Here is an 18909-nt window from a genome sequence, read left to right on the forward strand (position 1 = left end):
GCAATCACTCCAGGCTGTCGGTGGCCTGCGGCATCTGGCTCCAGTGCAGCTTGCGCCGCAGCGTGGAGAAGAACCGGTAGCCGACGGGATGCAGCAGGCGCAGGACATGATCTGCGCGCTGCACGACGATGCGGTCACCTGCCTGCAGTTCCGACAGGGTCTGCATGTCGAAGTGCACGCTGGCACCGGTTTCGACGCGGCTGATGGCGGTCAGGGTCATGTCGAGCACGCTGGTGTCGGGCAGCACGATGGGCCGGTTCGACAGCGACTGCGGCGCGATGGGGACCAGCGTGACAGCCTTGAGTGCGGGGTGCAGGATGGGGCCATTGGCTGCCAGCGCATAGGCGGTGGAGCCGGTAGGCGTGGAAATGATGAGGCCGTCGGCGCGCTGGGTGGACATATACACGCCATTGACCTCGACGCGGACTTCGATCATGCCGCCGCGCCCGGCACGGTTGAGCACCACGTCGTTGAGCGCAGTGGCCGAGAACAGGACCTCGTCGCCCCGGACCACGCGGCCCTGCAGCATGATGCGCTCTTCGGTTTCAAAGCGGCCGGCCAGCAGGTCGGTGACGGCACGGGTGACTTCCTGCAGCGGCACGTCGGTGATGAAACCCAGCCGGCCATGATTGATGCCGACCAGCGGAATGCCGTAGGGAGCCAGTTCGCGAGCCGCGCCCAGCATGGTGCCATCTCCGCCCATGACGATGGCCAGGTGTGCCCGCTTGCCGATTTCGTCGATTTCGGCACAGTCGTATTCGTTGACGCCGGTATTCTGCGCCGTACGCGACTCGACCAGTACCGTGCGGCCGGCTTCGGACAGCAGTGCAGCCAGCTCGCGCAACGGTGCGTCGAGCCCGGTGTCCTGGTAGCGGCCGATCAGGGCAACAATGGGGAAATGCATGGTCTTGGCGTCATCAGTGCTTTGGAATCGGGCCATTATAGAAGCCCGCAGGCAGAGCGGGGCCGATCATGGTAAAAACCGCAGGATAGAATAGCGGCCTGAATGCAGTTTCCATTTCGAGTCAGTACGACATACATAAAATATGGATGACCGTTCCCGTGCGTTGCTCAAGGTCCTGATCGAGCGCTATATCGCCGAAGGCCAGCCCGTCGGCTCGCGCACGCTGTCGCAGGTGTTCGATCTGTCGCCGGCCACGATCCGCAACATCATGGCCGACCTTGAGGGCCAGGGGTTGGTGCACAGTCCGCATACGTCCGCCGGTCGCGTGCCGACGCCGCGTGGTTATCGGCTGTTCGTCGATTCGCTGCTCACGGTGCAGCCTTTCGCGGCCGAGCAGACATCACGCATGCGCGAACTGCTGCCGGTATCCGAGCCTTCTCGCGCAGTCAACACGGCGGCGGCACTGCTGTCCAATCTGACCGAGTTTGCCGGCGTGGTGCTGGCACCCCGACGTGCCCAGATCTTTCGCCAGATCGAATTCATTCGCCTGTCCGAGCGGCGGGTGCTGCTGATCATCGTCACGCCTGATGGCGATGTGCAGAACCGCATTTTGCTGACGCCCCGGGATTATGTCGAACACGAACTGATCGAGGCCGGCAATTTCTTCAACCAGCATTTTGCCGGCAAGTCCTTCAGCGCCGTGCGCCAGACCCTGGCGACCGAGCTGGCCCAGTTGCGCGAGGATATTTCCAGCCTGATGCAGGCGGCGGTGGAAGTGGGCGTCGAGGCCGCCGATACCAGCGAGTCGGTGGTGATCGCGGGCGAGCGCAAGCTGCTCGATGTCAGCGACATCGCTTCCGACATGGATCGCCTGCGCAAGATGTTCTCGGTGTTCGAGAAAAAGACTGACCTGCTGCAACTGCTCGATGTCTCCAGCCATGCCCAGGGCGTGCAAATCTATATCGGTGGCGATTCGCAATTGGTGCCGATGGAAGAAATGACGGTCGTGACCGCGCCCTACGGCATCAACGGTGAAGTGGTCGGCACCCTGGGCGTGATCGGCCCCACCCGCATGGCCTACGAGCGTGTCATCCCGATTGTCGATATCACGGCGCGGTTGCTCTCCAACGCGCTGAGCCCGCATTAACCAGGAAATTTCCCGCATGTCCGATCCGTTCGATATCGATCCGCCCCTGCAGCCCTTGCGTACCGGCATTTTGCTGGTCAACCTTGGCACGCCGGATGCGCTGGAAGTCGGTGCCATCCGGCGCTACCTGCGCGAATTTCTGTCGGATCCGCGGGTGGTGGAGTTGCCCCGCGCGCTCTGGCTGCCGATTCTGTACCTGTATGTGCTGACGACCCGTCCTGCCAAGGTCAGGCATGCCTACGCCGCCGTCTGGACCGAGCAGGGTTCGCCGCTGAGGGCCTACAGCCTGCAGCAACTGGCTGGATTGCGTGCCGAACTGGCGCGGCGCGGCCATGACCTGACGGTCGAGCTGGCCATGCGCTATGGCAATCCCTCCCTGCGCAGCGGTCTTGACCGGCTGCGCGAACAGGGCTGCGAGCGCATCCTGGCGGTGCCGCTCTATCCGCAGTATTCGGCCTCGACCACGGCGACCGTGATCGATGAGATCGGTCGCCAGTTGGCGACCTTTCGGGACCAGCCCGAAATGCGCTTCATCAAGCGTTTCCATGTCGAGGATGGTTATATCGATGCGCTGGCCAACAGTGTGCGCGAATTCTGGCAGGCGCATGGCGAACCGGAAAAGCTGGTGATGAGCTTCCATGGCCTGCCGCGTGCGGTGGTCGAGAAGGGCGACCCCTATTTTCGTGATTGCATGCAGACCGCCAATCAACTGGCGGCTCGCCTGGGGCTGCCCCGCGAGCGCTGGCTGGCGACTTTCCAGAGTCGTTTCGGGCGTACGCCCTGGATCGAACCGTATACAGAGCCAACGCTGCGTGACATGGCCAGGCAGGGTGTGCGGCGCGTGGATGTGATGTGTCCGGGCTTCGTGGCCGAATGCATCGAGACGCTGGAAGAAATTGCCATGGGCGTGCGCGAGGCCTTTATCGAGGAGGGTGGCGAAGACCTGCGTTATATTCCGGCCCTCAATGCGCGACCCGACTGGATCGGCGGGCTGGCCGACTTGGTTGAAAAAAATATCCGGGGCTGGGCTTGAATTCTGGCCAGGCGTCCCCATTATTGGCTGCACGTGAAGGAACTCCAGGAGAATACGCATGTCAGACAAGCCCGAATCCGTCGAGCAGCAGGTAGAGGCGGCAGCCGCCGAGCAGGCCGCCGCACAGATTGCCGAGCTGGAAGCCGCGCTGGCCGAAGCCCAGGCCAAGGCGGCCGAGCATTACGAACAACTGCTGCGCACGCATGCCGAGGCTGAAAATGTCCGTCGTCGCGCCCAGGAAGATGTCTCCAAGGCGCGCAAGTTCGGCATTGAATCGTTCGCTGAAAGCCTGGTGCCGGTCAAGGACAGTCTGGAGGCCGCACTGGCCCAGACCGAGCAGAGTCCCGAGTCCTGGCGCGAGGGTGTAGAAACCACGCTGCGCCAACTGGTCGGTGCCTTCGAGCGCCATCATCTCAAGGACATCGCGCCGGCGGTGGGTGAAAAGTTCGATCCGCACCTGCACCAGGCGATTTCCTCGGTGCCGGCCGACCAGCCGGCCAACACGATCGTGGCCTTGCTGCAGAAGGGCTACCTGATTTCCGACCGCGTATTGCGGCCGGCACTGGTGACAGTGGCTGCCGGGTCTTGATTTCCAGGCTGCCGTCCCCATTTCTGGATGCATAGGCAACACACGGGCCATTCCGTGATTCCACACAACGAATTCAACGTATTCAGCAAGGTAAACAGATCATGAGCAAAATTATCGGTATCGACCTGGGCACGACCAATAGCTGCGTCGCTGTCCTCGAAGGCGGCCAGGTCCGCATCATCGAAAACGCCGAGGGCACCCGCACCACGCCCTCCATCGTCGCCTACATGGAAGACGGCGAGACCCTGGTGGGTGCGCCGGCCAAGCGCCAGGCCGTCACCAACCCCAAGAACACCCTGCACGCCGTCAAGCGCCTGATCGGCCGCAAGTTCGAAGAGAAGGCCGTGCAGAAGGACATCGATCTGATGCCCTACAAGATCATCAAGGCCGACAACGGTGACGCCTGGGTCGAAGCCCAGGACAAGAAGCTGGCACCGCCGCAAGTGTCGGCCGAAGTGCTGCGCAAGATGAAGAAGACCGCCGAGGATTACCTGGGCGAGCCCGTGACCGAAGCCGTGATCACGGTGCCGGCCTACTTCAACGACAGCCAGCGCCAGGCCACCAAGGATGCCGGTCGCATCGCCGGTCTCGAAGTCAAGCGCATCATCAACGAGCCGACAGCTGCTGCGCTGGCATTCGGTCTGGACAAGAACGAAAAGGGCGACCGCAAGGTCGTGGTGTATGACCTGGGCGGCGGTACGTTCGACGTGTCCATCATCGAGATCGCTGACCTGGACGGTGAAAAGCAGTTCGAAGTGCTGTCGACCAACGGCGACACCTTCCTGGGTGGCGAGGATTTCGACCAGCGCATCATCGAATACATCATCGAAGAGTTCAAGAAAGAGCAGGGCGTTGACCTGTCCAAGGACGTGCTGGCCCTGCAGCGCCTGAAGGAAGCCGCCGAAAAGGCCAAGATCGAGCTGTCCTCGAGCCAGCAGACCGAAATCAACCTGCCGTACATCACGGCCGATGCTTCCGGTCCCAAGCACCTCAGCCTCAAGGTGACCCGCGCCAAGTTGGAAGCCCTGGTCGAGGATCTGATCGAGCGCACCATCGAGCCCTGCCGCGTGGCCATCAAGGATGCCGGCATCAAGGCCTCCGATATTGATGACGTGATCCTGGTCGGCGGCATGACCCGCATGCCCAAGGTGCAGGAGAAGGTCAAGGAATTCTTCGGCAAGGAGCCGCGCAAGGACGTCAACCCCGACGAAGCCGTGGCCGCCGGTGCTGCGATCCAGGGTTCGGTGCTGTCGGGCGACCGCAAGGACGTGCTGCTGCTGGACGTGACCCCGCTGTCCCTGGGTATCGAAACCCTGGGTGGTGTGATGACCAAGATGATCCAGAAGAACACCACGATCCCGACCCGCTACTCGCAGGTGTTCTCGACGGCTGACGACAACCAGCCGGCCGTGACCATCAAGGTGTTCCAGGGCGAGCGTGAAGTGGCTGCCGGCAACAAGTCGCTGGGCGAGTTCAACCTTGAAGGCATCCCGCCCGCATCGCGTGGCACGCCGCAGATCGAAGTGACCTTCGACATCGATGCCAACGGCATCCTGCACGTGTCCGCCAAGGACAAGGGCACCGGCAAGGAAAACAAGATCACGATCAAGGCCAACTCCGGTCTGAGCGAAGCCGAGATCGATCGCATGGTCAAGGATGCCGAGGCCAATGCAGAGGAAGACCGCAAGGTCGCCGAGCTGGCCGTGGCCCGCAACCAGGCCGATGCGCTGGTGCACTCGACCCGCAAGTCGCTGGAAGAGTACGGCGACAAGCTGGAAGCCGGCGAGAAGGAAGCCATCGAGACGGCCATCAAGGATCTTGAGGCTGTGCTCAAGGATGGCGACAAGGAAACCATCGATGCCAAGGTCGAGGCGCTGACCCAGGCTGCCCAGAAGCTGGGCGAAAAGATGTATGCCGACATGCAGGCCCAGGCGGGCGCTGAACAGCCGGGCGGTGCCGAGCAGGCCCAGCCGCAGGATGACAACGTCGTCGATGCCGACTTCAAGGAAGTCAAGCGTGATCAGCAGTAACGTGATCTGCCGCCCGAAGGGTGGCTGATCAAGCAGGCGCAACATGCCTGCCAGGCCCGGTTGTCCGCTGCATAGGCGGCAACCGGGCATAGTCGTTTAATAAGCAACCAATACAGACCATGGCAAAACGCGATTACTACGAGGTTCTGGGCGTATCCAAGAGCGCCTCCGACGATGAACTCAAGAAAGCCTATCGCAAACTGGCGATGAAGTACCACCCGGATCGCAATGCAGGCGATACCCAGGCCGAAGAGCGATTCAAGGAAGTCAAGGAAGCCTACGAAACCCTCAGCGATCCGCAAAAGCGTGGTGCCTATGACCGCTTCGGCCATGCCGGTGTCGATCCCTCCATGGGAGGTGGCCCGGGCGGGATGGGTGGCATGGGCGGCTTCTCGGATGCCTTCGGCGATATCTTCGGCGAGATCTTCGGGGCGGGCCGCCGTGGTGGCGGAGGTGGCGGGCCGCAGGTCTATCGGGGCTCTGATCTCAAGTACAACATGGAGATCACGCTCGAGCAGGCTGCCGCGGGTTTTGATACCGAGATCCGCGTGCCGAGCTGGGATGACTGCGATACCTGCCACGGCTCGGGAGCCAAGCCCGGCACCAAGCCGGTCACTTGCCGCACCTGTGGCGGTGCGGGGGCGGTACGCATGCAACAGGGTTTTTTCAGCGTGCAGCAGACCTGCCCGACCTGCCACGGCTCAGGCAAGGAAATTGCCGATCCATGTCCGTCCTGCCACGGCGAGGGCCGCATTCGCCGCAACAAGACGCTGCAGGTCAAGATTCCGGCCGGCATCGACGACGGTATGCGCATCCGTTCAGCCAGCAATGGTGAACCGGGCGTCAATGGGGGGCCGCCGGGCGACCTCTACGTCGAGATCCATATCAAGACGCACAAGATTTTCCAGCGTGATGGCGATGACCTGCACTGCGAACTGACCATTCCGTTCACCACGGCGGCGCTGGGTGGTGATCTGCAGGTGCCGACGCTGGGTGGCAAGGCTGAGATCACCATTCCCGAAGGCACCCAGTCGGGCAAGACGTTCCGCCTGCGCGGCAAGGGTATCCGCGGCGTGCGTGGTTCCTACCCCGGCGACCTGTACTGCCATGTGGCAGTCGAGACGCCGGTGCGCCTGAACGAAGAGCAGAAAGCCATTCTGCGTCAGTTCGAGGCTTCGCTCAAGGACGGTGGTGAACGCCACTCCCCGCAGAGCAAGTCCTGGACCGACCGCGTCAAGGAATTCTTCAGCTGAGGTTTTGACGCTGGGCGTGAATGAAACGAACAAGGGCCGTCTTGATGGAGACGGCCCTTGTTGTATCTACGCTGTGAATTTGCCGGGATGGCTACCTGGCGTGGGACTCTTGATGCGAGGCCCACCAGTTTTCCGCCTGTGTATCCAGCAGTGGCAGTAGCGACGCGGCAACTGCTTCGTAATGGGCGGGGGGCTGGATCGGCTGGTCCGGTTCGTAGCTGCGCGGCCCGAAGCTGAACCATTGTTCCCCAGCCTGTTTATCTGCTTCCTGGGTCAGGCGGATGCGTCCGGTGCCGAAGTAGGTCGTGTTCAGCCTGGATATGGGCAAGCCTTTGCCTGGCCCGGCGGCAGGGCCATCGGGCGGGCAACAGGCGATTTCCACGACAAAGCTGCCGCCGGCGCTATAGAACTGGATGCTGACGAAATCGGCTCTTGCGGGTGTATTGCGGTAGAAGTGTGGCAGCGAACCCTTGAAGCCGCGTTGTCGCAGGGCCGGGATGAATACGGCTTTCAGCGCCGTGAGCATGTGTTGCTTGTGATCATTCATGGCGTGTCTGTAATGAGACGTCTGTCTCCATGATTTCCGCTTCTCGGCAGATCAGGAAGCAGTCATCGAAAATCAGGGCCATAGCCTTGCCCTGTGGGGTATGAGAGGGAACGAAATAGGTTCTGAGCACGCCGTCCAGAGCTGTCTGGTAGGCATCCAGCAATGGTTTCGGGCCACGCGCCAGCAGGCCGGCACGGTCAGTGCCGAAGATCAGGTTACCCTCGCGCCTGTAGCTGTTCGCATAGTGCTGCAGGGGCCGCCAGCTTCGCAGTATCCGTGTCTGGGCATCGTATATCCTGCCCAGGATTTCATGCGCCGAAGCGGTTGTCTCGCCGGCGTAGTACAGGCCGCCATGGGGCTCGGTGTAGTCCCACAGCAGAGGATGATGGTCCGTGAAAATCAGTTCCCCGGTCTGGGTGGGCCGGACGTTCGACTCCATGACCTGCCGGCAGCGGATCACGAAGCGGCGCTGTGCGTCGTGTGCGTCACTGCGGATGGATTGCTGCTGTTCATTGAGGACCCAGTCGTCGCAGCCCAGATGGATCAGCAACGCATCGGTGCCGGTGTCTTCGACGCGATGGATATATCCATTCAGATCGTCATACAGGGCGTCGGCGAGTTGCTGGAGGTTCATGCATTCTTGTAGGGGGTGAAGCGGCATCGACGCAGGTTCGATGCCGCAGGTGGGTCAGGCCTGGGGCCAGGCCTGCATGGCGGAGTCGATGATGGCCTGCAGTCCGGCGCAATCGAGACCGTCGCGGGCCTGGAGCGACATGCCCATGATGACCGTAGTGTAGAACTTGGCCAGAATGGCTGCGTTCGTGCCGGCCGGTACGTCGCCTTCCTCGATGCCGCGCTCGATGCGCTGGCGCAGGTCGCCTTCGGCCTCGGCACGGAATTCGGCCAGGGCCGTCTGCACCTTGGTTGATTGTGCATAGCAGTTGATGGCGGAGTTGACGACCATGCAGCCGGCGGGCGTCTCCGGATCGGACATTGTGTGTACGGCTTCGAACAGCAGGTTGCGGACGGCTTCCCTGGCGGTGGGTGAGGTATTGAGCAGGCATTTGGCGTGGTCGTCGCCATAGCGCTGGCGATAGTAGGCCACGGCCTCGAAGTAGAGCCCGGCCTTGTCACCGAATGCGCCGTACAGGCTGGGCGCGGTGATTTCCATGGCCTCGGTGAGGTCCTGGATGGTGGTGGTTTCGTAGCCCTGACGCCAGAAAACATGCATGGCGCGCTCGAGCACTGTCTCGCGATCGAAGGAGACTGGCCTTCCGCGTGGGCGGCCAGGTTTGCTGTCCGTTATTTTCATAGTGGATAATATTAAATTGCTTGACCTGTCCTGGCAATGGCGTTTAGAGTGCTGTCTGGTTTTCATAACGGTCGTTATGAAAATAAAAAACAATGTGTGCTGCGTAGCGCTGCGCGGTACTTCAACGCTGGAAACCAGACAGGCATGATGACTTCTACTTTTTCCGGTACCACGTCGCGTGGTGCCCTGGTGCTGCTGGCACCGTTGTTGCTGGCGTTGGCAGTGTCCGGCTGTCGCAGCCAGGCGGCTGAAGACACGGCACCTGCCGCGCCCACGGTCGGCGTCGCGCCCGCCCTTTCCCGACAGATCATCCAGTGGGATGATTTCAGCGGGCATATCGAAGCCGTCGAGAGTGTGGCCCTGCGGCCACGCGTCAGTGGCTACATCGAGAAAATCACCTACCAGGAAGGCCAGATCGTCCAGCGCGGCGATGTCCTGTTCGAGATCGATGCGCGCAGCTACCAGGCGGCCCTGAACCAGGCCGAGGCCGAACTGGCACGCGCCAGGACGCGTGAACGGCTGGCGCGCAGCGAGTTCGTCCGGTCGCAGAAATTGGTGGCCGTGCAGGCGGTCTCCACGGAGATGCTGGAACAACGGCGGGCGGCTGTCGAGCAGGCCCAGGCCGATGTGCAGTCCGCCCAGGCCGCCGTGGCACAGAACCGGCTCGATCTGGATTTCACGAAAGTGCGTGCCCCCATTACGGGGCGGGCCGGACGCGCCCTGGTCACGGTCGGCAATCTGGTCACGGCCGATGGCCAGGACAGCGTGCTGACGACACTGGTGTCGCAGGATCCTGTGTACGTCCATTTCGACAGTGATGAGCGCACTTATCTGCGTTATGCCCGGATGTCACGCAATGGTGAGCGCCCCGATGAGCGCAATGGCGGTGTGCCGGTACAGGTGGGGCTGACCGGTGAAGCGGGCTATCCGCATGCGGGCCGAGTGGATTTCATCGACAACCGTGTCGATACAGGGACCGGCACCATCCGTGTCCGGGCAACGCTGCCCAATCCAGACGGACACCTGACCCCCGGGCTGTATGCCCGCGTACGCCTGCAGGCCAGCAGCGCATTCGATGCCGTGCTGATCGACGACAAGGCCATCATGACCGACCAGGATCGCAAGTATGTCTACGTGGTAGATGAGCAGAACGCTGCGCAGCGCCGCGATATCCGGCTGGGTCGCAAGAGCGATGGACTGCGCGTGGTCGAGCAGGGGCTGGAGCCGGGCGAGCGTGTTGTCGTGACCGGCATCCAGAAAGTGTTTTTCCCGGGCATGACGGTTGCGGTTCAGGAGGCCCCCATGGCTCCGTTGCAGCTTGCCCAGCAATCCAACGCCAGCCACTGAGCCTGCCATGAATTTTTCCCGTTTCTTCGTGGACCGGCCGATCTTTGCGGCGGTCCTGTCTATCATCATTTTCGTGTGCGGGCTGATTGCAATTCCCTTGCTGCCCGTCAGCGAGTATCCCGAAGTCGTTCCGCCCAGCGTGCAGGTGCGTGCCACCTATCCGGGGGCCAATCCGCGCGAGATTGCGGATACCGTTGCCGCGCCATTGGAGGAATCCATTACGGGTGTGGAGGACATGCTCTACATGAAGTCGGTGGCCGGCAGCGATGGCGTGCTGGTCCTGACGGCTACTTTTCGCCCCGGGACCGATCCGGATGAGGCGCAGGTCAAGGTGCAGAACCGCGTGGCGCAGGCCGAGGCGCGCCTGCCCGAAGCCGTACGCCGCCAGGGGGTGGTCACGGCCAAGCAGTCGCCGAACATCACGCTGGTGGTGCAGCTGAGCTCGCCCGACGGCCGCTACGACGAACTCTATCTGCGCAATTATGCGGTGCTGCACGTGCGTGACGAACTGGCACGCCTGCCCGGCGTCGGTGATGTGCAGCTGTTCGGCTCGGGTGATTATTCAATGCGGTTGTGGCTTGATCCGGACCGGATTGCCGCGCTGGGCATGACAGCCGGCGAGGTGGTGGCTGCCGTGCGCGAACAGAACCTGCAGGTATCGGCCGGGCAACTGGGGGCACCGCCCAATCCCGATGGCAGCGATTTTCTGCTGTCCATCAATGCGCAGGGCCGTCTGGCGACCGAGGAAGAGTTCGGCGACATTATAGTCAAGACCGGAGACCAGGGACAGGTGACGCGCCTGCGGGATGTGGCACGCATCGAGCTGGGGGCGTCCGATTATTCGCTCAAGTCGTTGCTGAACAACCAGCAGGCGGTGGCCATTCCCGTATTCGAATCGCCGGGAGCCAATGCCATCGATGTTTCTGACCAGATCCGGGCCCGGATGGCTGAACTGTCGGTACGCTTTCCCGAAGGTATGAGCTGGTCCGTCGAGTATGACCCGACCGTATTCGTGCGCGACTCGATCAAGTCGGTGGTGAGCACGCTGCTCGAGGCAGTACTGCTGGTGGTGCTGGTCGTGATTCTGTTCCTGCAGACCTGGCGTGCCTCGATCATTCCGCTGCTGGCGGTGCCGGTGTCGGTGGTGGGTACGTTTGCCGTGCTGCTGATGCTGGGTTTTTCGATCAATACGCTGACGCTGTTTGGTCTAGTGTTGGCCATCGGAATCGTGGTCGATGATGCCATCGTGGTGGTCGAGAATGTCGAGCGCAACATCGAAGAGGGCCTGGACCCGCGTGCAGCGGCGCATCAGGCCATGCGCGAAGTCAGCGGCCCCATCATCGCGATTGCGCTGGTACTGTGCGCCGTGTTCGTGCCCATGGCTTTTCTGTCTGGCGTCACGGGGCAGTTCTATAAGCAGTTTGCCGTGACCATTGCGATCTCGACGGTGATCTCGGCCATCAACTCGCTGAGCCTGTCGCCCGCGCTGGCAGCACTGCTGTTGCGTCCACATGGCGCACCGCCTGACCGGCTCACGCGTGTGCTCAATCGCAGTCTGGGCTGGCTGTTCGGACCGTTCAACCGCTTCTTCCACCGCAGCGCTCAGCGCTACGAAAGCAGCGTGGCGCGCATCCTGGGTCGGCGTGGTGCCGTATTCCTGGTCTATCTGGTGCTGATCGCGGCAACCGGGCTGGTCTTCCGGGCGGTGCCCGGCGGCTTTATCCCGACGCAGGACAAGCTGTATCTGATCGGTGCTCTGAAATTGCCGGAAGGGGCTTCGCTGGAGCGCACCGAAGCGCTGGTGCGCCGCGTGACGCAGATTGCCCTGGAGACCGAGGGCGTCAAGAACTCGGTGGCTTTTCCCGGCCTGAATGTGCTGCAACTGACCAATACGCCCAATAGCGGTGTGGCCTTCTTCGGCCTGGTGCCGGCCGCCGAGCGTTCGCGCACGGCAGCCGAGATTGCGGCCGAACTCAATGCGCGGTTTGCCCAGGAGCAGGCAGGCCTGGCGTTTGCCATCATGCCGCCGCCGATCATGGGGCTGGGCACTGGCTCGGGCTACTCGCTGTATGTGCAGGACCGCAGTGCGGCAGGCTATGGTGCCCTGCAGACGGCTACCAATACCCTGGCCGGCACCGTATCGCAACTGCCGGGGTTCCAATATCCGATCAGTTCCTATCAGGCCAATGTCCCGCAGTTGGATGCGGTCGTCGATCGTACCAAGGCCAAGGCGCAGGGCGTGGCCCTGAGCGATCTGTTCGATACGATGCAGGTCTATCTGGGATCGAGCTATGTGAACGACTTCACGCGCTTTGGCCGCACCTTTCGCGTGATGGCGCAGGCCGAGGCACCGTATCGCAGCACCGTCGAGGATATCGCCAGCCTGCGCACCCGCAACGCCCGGGGTGAGATGGTGCCGATCGGCAGCATGGTCGAGGTGCGCGAAACCTATGGCCCGGACCCGGTCATCCGCTTCAATGGCTATCCGGCGGCCGACCTGATCGGCGAGGCCGACCCGCGCATGGTGTCGTCGTCGCAGGCGTTGCAGATCCTTGAGGGGACAGCGGCACAGGCGCTGCCACCCGGCATGCAGATGGCGTGGACGGACCTGAGCTATCAGCAGGCCACCCAGGGCAACGCGGCGCTGGTCGTGTTTCCCCTGGCGGTGCTGTTGGTCTTTCTGGTGCTGGCCGCCTTGTATGAGAGCTGGACGTTGCCGCTGGCCGTAATTCTGATCGTGCCGATGTGCCTGCTGTCGGCCATGACGGCGGTCTGGCTGACCGGGGGCGACGGCAATATCTTTGTCCAGATCGGCTTGGTGGTACTGATCGGCCTGGCATGCAAGAACGCGATCCTGATCGTGGAGTTCGCCCGTGAACTGGAGCAGCAGGGCCGCAGTACCGTCGAGGCGGCGCTGGAAGCCTGCCGTCTGCGCCTGCGCCCCATCATCATGACCTCAATCGCCTTCATTGCCGGTGTGGTGCCGCTGATGATCGGCGTGAGCGCCGGTGCCGAAGTGCGGCAGGTCATGGGCGTCACCGTCTTTGCCGGCATGCTGGGCGTCACTTTGTTCGGGCTGTTCCTGACACCTGTTTTCTATGTGGTATTGCGCCGCCTTGCGACGCGCAAGGCGCGGCGCACGACAGACCACACAACGCTGGAGATATTCGATGCGTAGTTTTTTCTTGATGTTGGCAGGGGCCTGGCGTAGTGCGGCAGTTGTGTTGTCAGGCCTGGTGCTGGCAGCCTGCACGGTCGGCCCGGATTACCGGGCACCACAAATGGCGGCAGGTGAAGCTTTTGCGCGCCAGGAGCCGGATGCTGCCGGTCTGGCGGTGCCCGATGCCGATGTTGCGTTCTGGCGCACGCTCGATGATCCCTTGCTGGCGACGCTGGTGGAAGAGACGTTGCGTGCCAATCATGATATTCGCATTGCCCTGGCGCGTTACGAACAAGGTCAGGCGCTGGCGCGGCGGGCTGGTCTCGACAGGTTTCCGACGCTGAGCGCATCGGCCGAATCGGGTGACCGGCGTGTGAGCGCCTCGCAGGCACCCGGCGTGTCCCGCGATGACCGGGACGGCGAGTTCCATACGGCAGGGCTGTCGGTCGTATGGGAACTTGACTTCTTTGGACGTGTCCGGCGCAGTGTCGAGTCCAGCCGTGCGGATATGCAGGCCGATGCAGCAGACCTGGCCGCAATGCAGGTTGCCATGGTGGCACAGGTGACGGATGCCTATTTCCAGTTGCGTGGTCTGCAGGCCCAGTTGCAGGTGGCAAAGGATAACGAGGCCAATCAGGCCGATACCCTCCAGCTGATCGAAACGATGCTGGCAAATGGTCGCGGGACGTCTTTCGATGCAGATCGGGGGCGAACCCAGCTGGCGCTGACCCGGTCGCGGGTGCCTGCCCTTGAAGCGCAGGCTGCCGTGATTGCGCATCGCATTGCCGTCCTGACGGGACGCACGCCGGCGGCGATGGCAGCGGTGCTGGACCCGGCAGCCGCGCTGCCGACGTTGCCCATGAAGATCAACGCCGGTACGCCCGGAGAGTTGTTGCGTCGGCGACCGGATGTGGCAGCGGCCGAGCGCCGGCTGGCGGCGGCGACGGCCCGCATCGGCGTGGCAACGGCCGATCTGTTTCCGCAGTTCACATTGGGTGGCCTGATCGGAACGCAGGCGCTGGGCTGGGGGGCTTTGTTCGAACGCGACAGCGAGACGCGCATGGTTTCACTGGGCGTAGGGGGCTCGTTCCTGGATGTTGGCCGGGTTCGGGCACGTATTGCTGCCGCCAATGCGGCGGCCAGTGAAAACCTGGCCCTCTATGAACGCACGGTATTGCGCGCCCTGGAAGAAACGGAGAATGCGCTGGTGCGCCTGTCCCGGTCACAGACCGAGCATGCGCTGCTGGAGCAGGCGGCGCAGGCCAGCCGTCGGGCCGTGGCAACGGCACGGCTCCAGTTCGAGGCGGGCGTGATCAGTGTGCTGGATGTGCTGGACGCCGAGCGTTTCCGGCTGGAGGCCGAAGAACTGCTGGCGCGCAGCAGCATGCAGATGGCCACGGCATGGGTGGCGGTCTATCGGACGCTGGCCGGTGGCTGGCCGCAGTCCGTGCCCGCTGCGCAGGGCCAGGCGTTGGCCAGCCGAGAGTGATGCAGTTCAGTCCGTAAACGAGAACTCGGCGACTTCGCACACATTGACGTTATTGCGGGTGGCCTCTTCGCCATCGTCGAAGGTACCCTTGAAGTCGAAGCGGCAGGCACCGGTGCCGTCGTCGATGTCGATCTTGATCGATTCGCCCGGGCCGATGACTTCCGAGCCCAGGATGTCCTCTTCCCAGTCACTGGTCGAGGTACGCGAAGCGTAGAAGGAGATCAGGACGGACTGGGTCTTGTTGTGGACTGTGACATTGCGGTCGGCCGCGGAGGCTGGGCCGGTTGCTGCAAACAGACCGGCAGCGACGGTAGCAAGCAGGAGAAGGCGGGACTTGATGGGCATGGCGTAACACCTCGAAGAGAGCTTGTGGAAAGAAGGCACCCACCCCGGCATGCGAGTGGGTAACGCAGCAATCTTACGTAAGTGTCAGAATTTGCAACATCACTGAAACTGGGTAATTTTCAGCCGCTCGTACTCAGCTGGCGGGCAACCAGCCGTGCTGTCGGTACCAGTCGAGGGTGTCGTTCAAGGTTTCTTCCAGTGGTCGAAAACGCAGGCCCAGTTCGCGCTCGCTCTTTCTGTGATCGAAGTGGCTGCGGTCTGCCTCATTGAGCATCAGGCGCACCGTGGAGAGGCTGAGCAGGACAGGCTTGCCGCTGAGCCTGGAATAGATTTCCTGCAGGCAGGCCAGCGCATACAGCAGGGGGGCAGGGACTTTTCGGGTCGGTGCGGTGACACCGGCTGCCCGGCTCAGTAGCGGGATCAGTTCCTGCATGGTCATGTGGCGTCCTGCCGCCAGGTAGCGCTCGCCGCGCCGCCCTTTGTATGCGGCGGCAATGTGTGCCTGGGCGACATCGCGGGCATCGACGACCGAGAAGCTGCCGGGCACCAGACCCGGCAGCCGGCCCTGTGCCAGATCCAGTGCGAGCTGGCCGGACGAGGTCGGCCCGAGATCGGCCGGTCCCCACATCCAGCCCGGCAGCACGAAACTGGCCAGCATCCCGTCATGCCGGGCAAGAAACTGCATGACGACGTCATCGGCCAGGATTTTGCTGCGATAGTAGTCATCGGCATCATCCAGCACCCGCGTGTGCGTTTCGTCTATCAGGGTGCCCGGCTCGCCGTGCAGGACGGCAATCGACGAAGTCTGGATGAACCGCCTGACTCCGGCGACATACGCCTGCTCGAGCAACTGGCGTGTCCCGTCGACGTTGATGCGGTGCAGCGCATCCCGGTGGCGTCCGCCCGAGTAGTTCTCGCGGAAAAAGGCTGCCGCGTGGAACACGATATCGCAACCGCGCAAGGCCGGGGCAAAGGTGGCGACATCGGTCATGTCGCCTTCGACCAGCTCGATACCATCGAGCGTGCCGAACTGCTGCAGCCCCTTGCGCAGCGAGCGTGTCAGTGCCTTGACCTGGATGCCTTGCTCGCGCAGGGCGCGGACGAGGTTATTGCCCAGCAGGCCGGTGGCTCCGGTGACGAAAGCGGTATGGATGTCGGTAGACATGATGAATTCCAGATATCGATTGAGATTTGAAATGTATGCGTCTGGATTTCGAATGTCAATTGATATCTGGAGTGCTATGATTATTTCCATGGAGAAGACACGCAAATCAGGCACGACAAGCCCGCGCCTCAGCCGAGAGGAGAGTCAGGCCCGAACCCGCGAGCGACTGATCGAAACCGCCACGCGGCTGTTTGTGGGGCAGGGCTATGGTGGCACCTCAATCAGGGACATTGCCGAGCAGGCCGGCTATTCGCAGGGAGCCTTCTATTCGAATTTCGAGAGCAAGGAATCCTTGCTGCTCGAAATGCTGCGCCGGCACATGGCCGGAGAAGCCGCGCACCTGGCCACACTGTCGGAGCGGGCCGGCACCAGTCTGGAAACGGTGCTTGATGATCTGGAGGCCTGGGCCTCTACCCTGGACCAGGATATCAACTGGTCCATGCTGTCCATCGAGTTGCAGATGCAGGCGCAGCGCAGCACGACTTTCGCGGTGGCCTATCGGGCGGTCTGGCAGCAGCACCGCGATGCCCTGGCTGTCTGGCTGGCACAACTGTTTGCCGCACACGGGTTGCAGCCGCCTGTCGGGATCGAGGCGCTGGCGGCGTCTTTCATGGCGCTGGCGCATGGGCTGGCCCTGCAGCGCGCCTCGACCGGTACGGAGGTATCGGGACGAATGATGGTGGTGCTGTTGCGCGGATTGCTGGCGATGGCCAGGCCGGCTTGAGCGTGTCACGTTCCCTGTGATGCTCAAGACACTCCGATTTGTTTCTTGCAAACCGATAAAGAGGCCGTCACTCGTTGGTCGCTTGAGGGTATCATTCTCCCGGATCTGGCCCACGCTCGACAAATGTCGAAAGCACTATGTAGCTCCGAGTGCCGTCCACGCCTTCGATATCTTGGAGTTTCCCCAGAAGATCCTCAAGGCCTTCTGTTTCCCGTACACGTACCTTCAATAGAACGCCACTGTCGCCGGCAACAGTATGCATCTCTTCAATTTCAGGCAAGTTGCCCAACGATAGCAGTCGCTTGGTGCTGACGACGTTCTTCGTGTTGACCAGCACGAACGCCAACAATGTCCTGCCCACCTTGCATCCATCAATTTTTGCCACAGTTGCCTTGATAACGCCGTCGCGCTTGAGGCGTTTCACGCGATCGTGCACTGCGGGCGCCGACAGATGAAGCTCTTGCCCCAGATCTACATAGCTGCGTGAACTGTCCTGGGCGAGTATCCCTAATATTCTTCGGTCAACATCATCCAACTTTGCGGGCTGATGCCTAACCTGCTTAACAGTATTCGTTTCTTTGATTTCATTAGGCATATCTTCTTTAACTCCTAACATTGTTAGGCTTATCATGCATCATTCTCACATTTTTTGCTATAGGGAATGGTCATGCCTCTCGCACTCTGGGCTCTCGTCATAGGAGCCTTCGGTATTGGAACAACCGAGTTCGTCATTGCCGGCTTATTGCCAGCCATTGCAGCTGACTTCGGCGTCAGCATCCCGGTAGCAGCATACTTGGCCACCAGTTATGCACTGGGTGTCTTCGTAGGCGCTCCCGTCCTCATCATCCTGGGCAGTCGTACGTCCAAGAAAACGATGCTGGCTTTTTTGGCATTGTTGTTCGTACTTGGAAACTTGGTCACAGCGGTAGCGCCGACCTTTGAAGTAGCCGTTGTGGGGCGCATCATCACTTCGCTGACACACGGTGCGTTCTTCGGAATTGGATCGGTGCTTGCGGCAGAGATGGTTTCCAAAGAAAAGCGCGTCCGAGCCATCGCTTTCATGTTTTCAGGCCTGACGGTAGCAACATTGGTGGGCGTTCCGGTCGGCACTTGGCTGAGCCAGGTGTACTCTTGGCAAGCGACCTTCTATGCTATTACCGCTATTGGAGTGGCCACGTTCGTAGGAGTGATTGCACTCATCCCGAACACGCCCAAGCCGAAAGCACAACGCATTGGCCATGAATTCGCTGCCTTTGGCAATGCCAAGGTGCTGCTTGCCATGGGCATCACCATTCTTGGGCCTGCGGCATTTTTTACGTCGATTACGTACATCGCTCCCATGATGACCGATATCGCTCGATTTTCTGAGAGCTCCATCACCTGGCTGTTGATGGTGTTCGGCTTCGGGCTTTTTGTAGGCAACTGGCTGGGTGGTCGTTATGCAGACCGAGCGTTGATGCCGATGCTTTACTTCACGCTGCTGGCCCAAGCAGTGGTGTTGTTCGTTTTCCATTTTGTCGCGGAAAGCCAAGTCGCATCTGTGATCTGTATCTTCCTGATGGCGGCATTTGGTTTTGCCACAGTGTCTCCCATCCAGAAGCTGGTAATGGACAAAGCCAAGGCCGCAGGTGCACCGACATTGGCGTCCGCAGTCAATATTGGGCTTTTCAATCTAGGCAATGCTTTGGGTGCTTGGTTGGGCGGCATCGTAATCGCATTCGGTTTCGGGTTCACTTCACCAAATTGGGCTGGGGGATTCCTGTCGATAGCTGCCTTGGGTCTTGCGCTCATGTCCGGCTGGTTGGATCGCCGGCAAGTGTCAACGCTCGGCGACGTTACACTAAAGCCATACTGAGCGTGGATG

17 protein-coding genes are annotated in these 18909 nt (G+C 61.6%); 10 read left to right on the top strand and 7 right to left on the bottom strand.

Features of this window, described 5'->3' with window-relative positions:
• Positions 1-4: 4 nt before the first annotated feature.
• A complete protein-coding gene (locus tag DD235_RS06885; RefSeq protein ID WP_109061512.1) occupies positions 5-904 on the bottom strand; it encodes an NAD kinase in 900 nt (299 codons plus the stop codon).
• A 142-nt stretch (positions 905-1046) separates the two neighbouring features.
• Between DD235_RS06885 and hrcA the strand changes: the two genes are divergently transcribed.
• From hrcA to dnaJ, 5 genes are all read left to right on the top strand, one after another.
• Positions 1047-2051, top strand: a complete 1005-nt coding sequence (hrcA, locus tag DD235_RS06890; protein ID WP_109061318.1) for a heat-inducible transcriptional repressor HrcA — start codon at positions 1047-1049, stop codon at positions 2049-2051.
• Between the two features lie 16 nt (positions 2052-2067).
• A complete protein-coding gene (hemH, locus tag DD235_RS06895; RefSeq protein WP_109061319.1) occupies positions 2068-3084 on the top strand; it encodes a ferrochelatase in 1017 nt (338 codons plus the stop codon).
• Between the two features lie 58 nt (positions 3085-3142).
• Positions 3143-3673, top strand: coding sequence for a nucleotide exchange factor GrpE (gene grpE, locus DD235_RS06900; protein WP_109061320.1), 531 nt, complete (start codon positions 3143-3145; stop codon positions 3671-3673).
• Positions 3674-3774: 101 nt separating this feature from the next.
• On the top strand, positions 3775-5703 hold the full coding sequence (gene dnaK / locus DD235_RS06905; protein WP_109061321.1) for a molecular chaperone DnaK: 1929 nt from the start codon (positions 3775-3777) through the stop codon (positions 5701-5703).
• A 119-nt stretch (positions 5704-5822) separates the two neighbouring features.
• Positions 5823-6956: a molecular chaperone DnaJ gene (gene dnaJ, locus DD235_RS06910; RefSeq protein WP_109061322.1), complete on the top strand. Its 1134-nt coding sequence runs from the start codon at positions 5823-5825 to the stop codon at positions 6954-6956.
• A 91-nt stretch (positions 6957-7047) separates the two neighbouring features.
• Here dnaJ and DD235_RS06915 read toward each other — a convergent pair whose 3' ends face one another.
• Genes DD235_RS06915 through DD235_RS06925 form a run of 3 tightly spaced genes read right to left on the bottom strand, consistent with a single transcriptional unit; the run spans position 7048 to position 8734 of the window.
• On the bottom strand, positions 7048-7503 hold the full coding sequence (locus tag DD235_RS06915; RefSeq protein ID WP_109061323.1) for a DUF4304 domain-containing protein: 456 nt from the start codon (positions 7501-7503) through the stop codon (positions 7048-7050).
• Positions 7496-8137: a hypothetical protein gene (locus tag DD235_RS06920; protein ID WP_109061324.1), complete on the bottom strand. Its 642-nt coding sequence runs from the start codon at positions 8135-8137 to the stop codon at positions 7496-7498. The genes DD235_RS06915 and DD235_RS06920 overlap by 8 nt, the downstream gene beginning before the upstream one ends.
• A 54-nt stretch (positions 8138-8191) precedes the next feature.
• The gene (locus DD235_RS06925) at positions 8192-8734 is read right to left on the bottom strand and encodes a TetR/AcrR family transcriptional regulator (protein WP_239990067.1); all 543 of its coding nucleotides are present in this window, start codon (positions 8732-8734) and stop codon (positions 8192-8194) included.
• Positions 8735-8962: 228 nt separating this feature from the next.
• Here DD235_RS06925 and DD235_RS06930 point away from each other — a divergent pair, with 228 nt between their 5' ends.
• Genes DD235_RS06930 through DD235_RS06940 form a run of 3 tightly spaced genes read left to right on the top strand, consistent with a single transcriptional unit; the run spans position 8963 to position 14811 of the window.
• The gene (locus DD235_RS06930) at positions 8963-10162 is read left to right on the top strand and encodes an efflux RND transporter periplasmic adaptor subunit (protein ID WP_109061513.1); all 1200 of its coding nucleotides are present in this window, start codon (positions 8963-8965) and stop codon (positions 10160-10162) included.
• Positions 10163-10169: 7 nt separating this feature from the next.
• Complete coding sequence (locus DD235_RS06935; RefSeq protein ID WP_109061326.1) at positions 10170-13340, top strand: efflux RND transporter permease subunit; 3171 nt, start codon at positions 10170-10172, stop codon at positions 13338-13340.
• Positions 13333-14811: an efflux transporter outer membrane subunit gene (locus DD235_RS06940; protein WP_338028409.1), complete on the top strand. Its 1479-nt coding sequence runs from the start codon at positions 13333-13335 to the stop codon at positions 14809-14811. The genes DD235_RS06935 and DD235_RS06940 overlap by 8 nt, the downstream gene beginning before the upstream one ends.
• A 6-nt stretch (positions 14812-14817) precedes the next feature.
• Here the strand turns inward: DD235_RS06940 and DD235_RS06945 are convergent, their stop codons facing one another.
• The gene (locus DD235_RS06945) at positions 14818-15156 is read right to left on the bottom strand and encodes a hypothetical protein (RefSeq protein ID WP_109061327.1); all 339 of its coding nucleotides are present in this window, start codon (positions 15154-15156) and stop codon (positions 14818-14820) included.
• Positions 15157-15289: 133 nt separating this feature from the next.
• Entirely contained in the window at positions 15290-16321 is a 1032-nt protein-coding gene (locus DD235_RS06950) for an SDR family oxidoreductase (protein WP_109061328.1), read from the bottom strand.
• Positions 16322-16409: 88 nt separating this feature from the next.
• Between DD235_RS06950 and DD235_RS06955 the strand changes: the two genes are divergently transcribed.
• Complete coding sequence (locus DD235_RS06955) at positions 16410-17045, top strand: TetR/AcrR family transcriptional regulator (RefSeq protein ID WP_109061515.1); 636 nt, start codon at positions 16410-16412, stop codon at positions 17043-17045.
• 91 nt (positions 17046-17136) lie between these two features.
• On the opposite strand, the gene DD235_RS06960 is transcribed toward DD235_RS06955, so the two are convergent.
• The gene (locus DD235_RS06960) at positions 17137-17640 is read right to left on the bottom strand and encodes an Lrp/AsnC family transcriptional regulator (RefSeq protein ID WP_109061516.1); all 504 of its coding nucleotides are present in this window, start codon (positions 17638-17640) and stop codon (positions 17137-17139) included.
• Positions 17641-17712: 72 nt separating this feature from the next.
• On the opposite strand from DD235_RS06960, the gene DD235_RS06965 reads away from it, so the two are divergent.
• Positions 17713-18900, top strand: coding sequence for an MFS transporter (locus tag DD235_RS06965; RefSeq protein ID WP_109061517.1), 1188 nt, complete (start codon positions 17713-17715; stop codon positions 18898-18900).
• Positions 18901-18909 lie beyond the last annotated feature (9 nt).

The sequence above is a fragment of the Corticimicrobacter populi genome (genome assembly GCF_003123725.1).
Taxonomy (GTDB): domain Bacteria; phylum Pseudomonadota; class Gammaproteobacteria; order Burkholderiales; family Burkholderiaceae_B; genus Corticimicrobacter; species Corticimicrobacter populi.

Coding starts and splice junctions, on each gene's coding strand:
- DD235_RS06885 (WP_109061512.1), bottom strand. CDS start 904: ATGCATTTCCCCATTGTTGCCCTGATCGGCCGCTACCAGGACACCGGG.
- hrcA (WP_109061318.1), top strand. CDS start 1,047: ATGGATGACCGTTCCCGTGCGTTGCTCAAGGTCCTGATCGAGCGCTAT.
- hemH (WP_109061319.1), top strand. CDS start 2,068: ATGTCCGATCCGTTCGATATCGATCCGCCCCTGCAGCCCTTGCGTACC.
- grpE (WP_109061320.1), top strand. CDS start 3,143: ATGTCAGACAAGCCCGAATCCGTCGAGCAGCAGGTAGAGGCGGCAGCC.
- dnaK (WP_109061321.1), top strand. CDS start 3,775: ATGAGCAAAATTATCGGTATCGACCTGGGCACGACCAATAGCTGCGTC.
- dnaJ (WP_109061322.1), top strand. CDS start 5,823: ATGGCAAAACGCGATTACTACGAGGTTCTGGGCGTATCCAAGAGCGCC.
- DD235_RS06915 (WP_109061323.1), bottom strand. CDS start 7,503: ATGAATGATCACAAGCAACACATGCTCACGGCGCTGAAAGCCGTATTC.
- DD235_RS06920 (WP_109061324.1), bottom strand. CDS start 8,137: ATGAACCTCCAGCAACTCGCCGACGCCCTGTATGACGATCTGAATGGA.
- DD235_RS06925 (WP_239990067.1), bottom strand. CDS start 8,734: ATGCATGTTTTCTGGCGTCAGGGCTACGAAACCACCACCATCCAGGAC.
- DD235_RS06930 (WP_109061513.1), top strand. CDS start 8,963: ATGACTTCTACTTTTTCCGGTACCACGTCGCGTGGTGCCCTGGTGCTG.
- DD235_RS06935 (WP_109061326.1), top strand. CDS start 10,170: ATGAATTTTTCCCGTTTCTTCGTGGACCGGCCGATCTTTGCGGCGGTC.
- DD235_RS06940 (WP_338028409.1), top strand. CDS start 13,333: ATGCGTAGTTTTTTCTTGATGTTGGCAGGGGCCTGGCGTAGTGCGGCA.
- DD235_RS06945 (WP_109061327.1), bottom strand. CDS start 15,156: ATGCCCATCAAGTCCCGCCTTCTCCTGCTTGCTACCGTCGCTGCCGGT.
- DD235_RS06950 (WP_109061328.1), bottom strand. CDS start 16,321: ATGTCTACCGACATCCATACCGCTTTCGTCACCGGAGCCACCGGCCTG.
- DD235_RS06955 (WP_109061515.1), top strand. CDS start 16,410: ATGGAGAAGACACGCAAATCAGGCACGACAAGCCCGCGCCTCAGCCGA.
- DD235_RS06960 (WP_109061516.1), bottom strand. CDS start 17,640: ATGCCTAATGAAATCAAAGAAACGAATACTGTTAAGCAGGTTAGGCAT.
- DD235_RS06965 (WP_109061517.1), top strand. CDS start 17,713: ATGCCTCTCGCACTCTGGGCTCTCGTCATAGGAGCCTTCGGTATTGGA.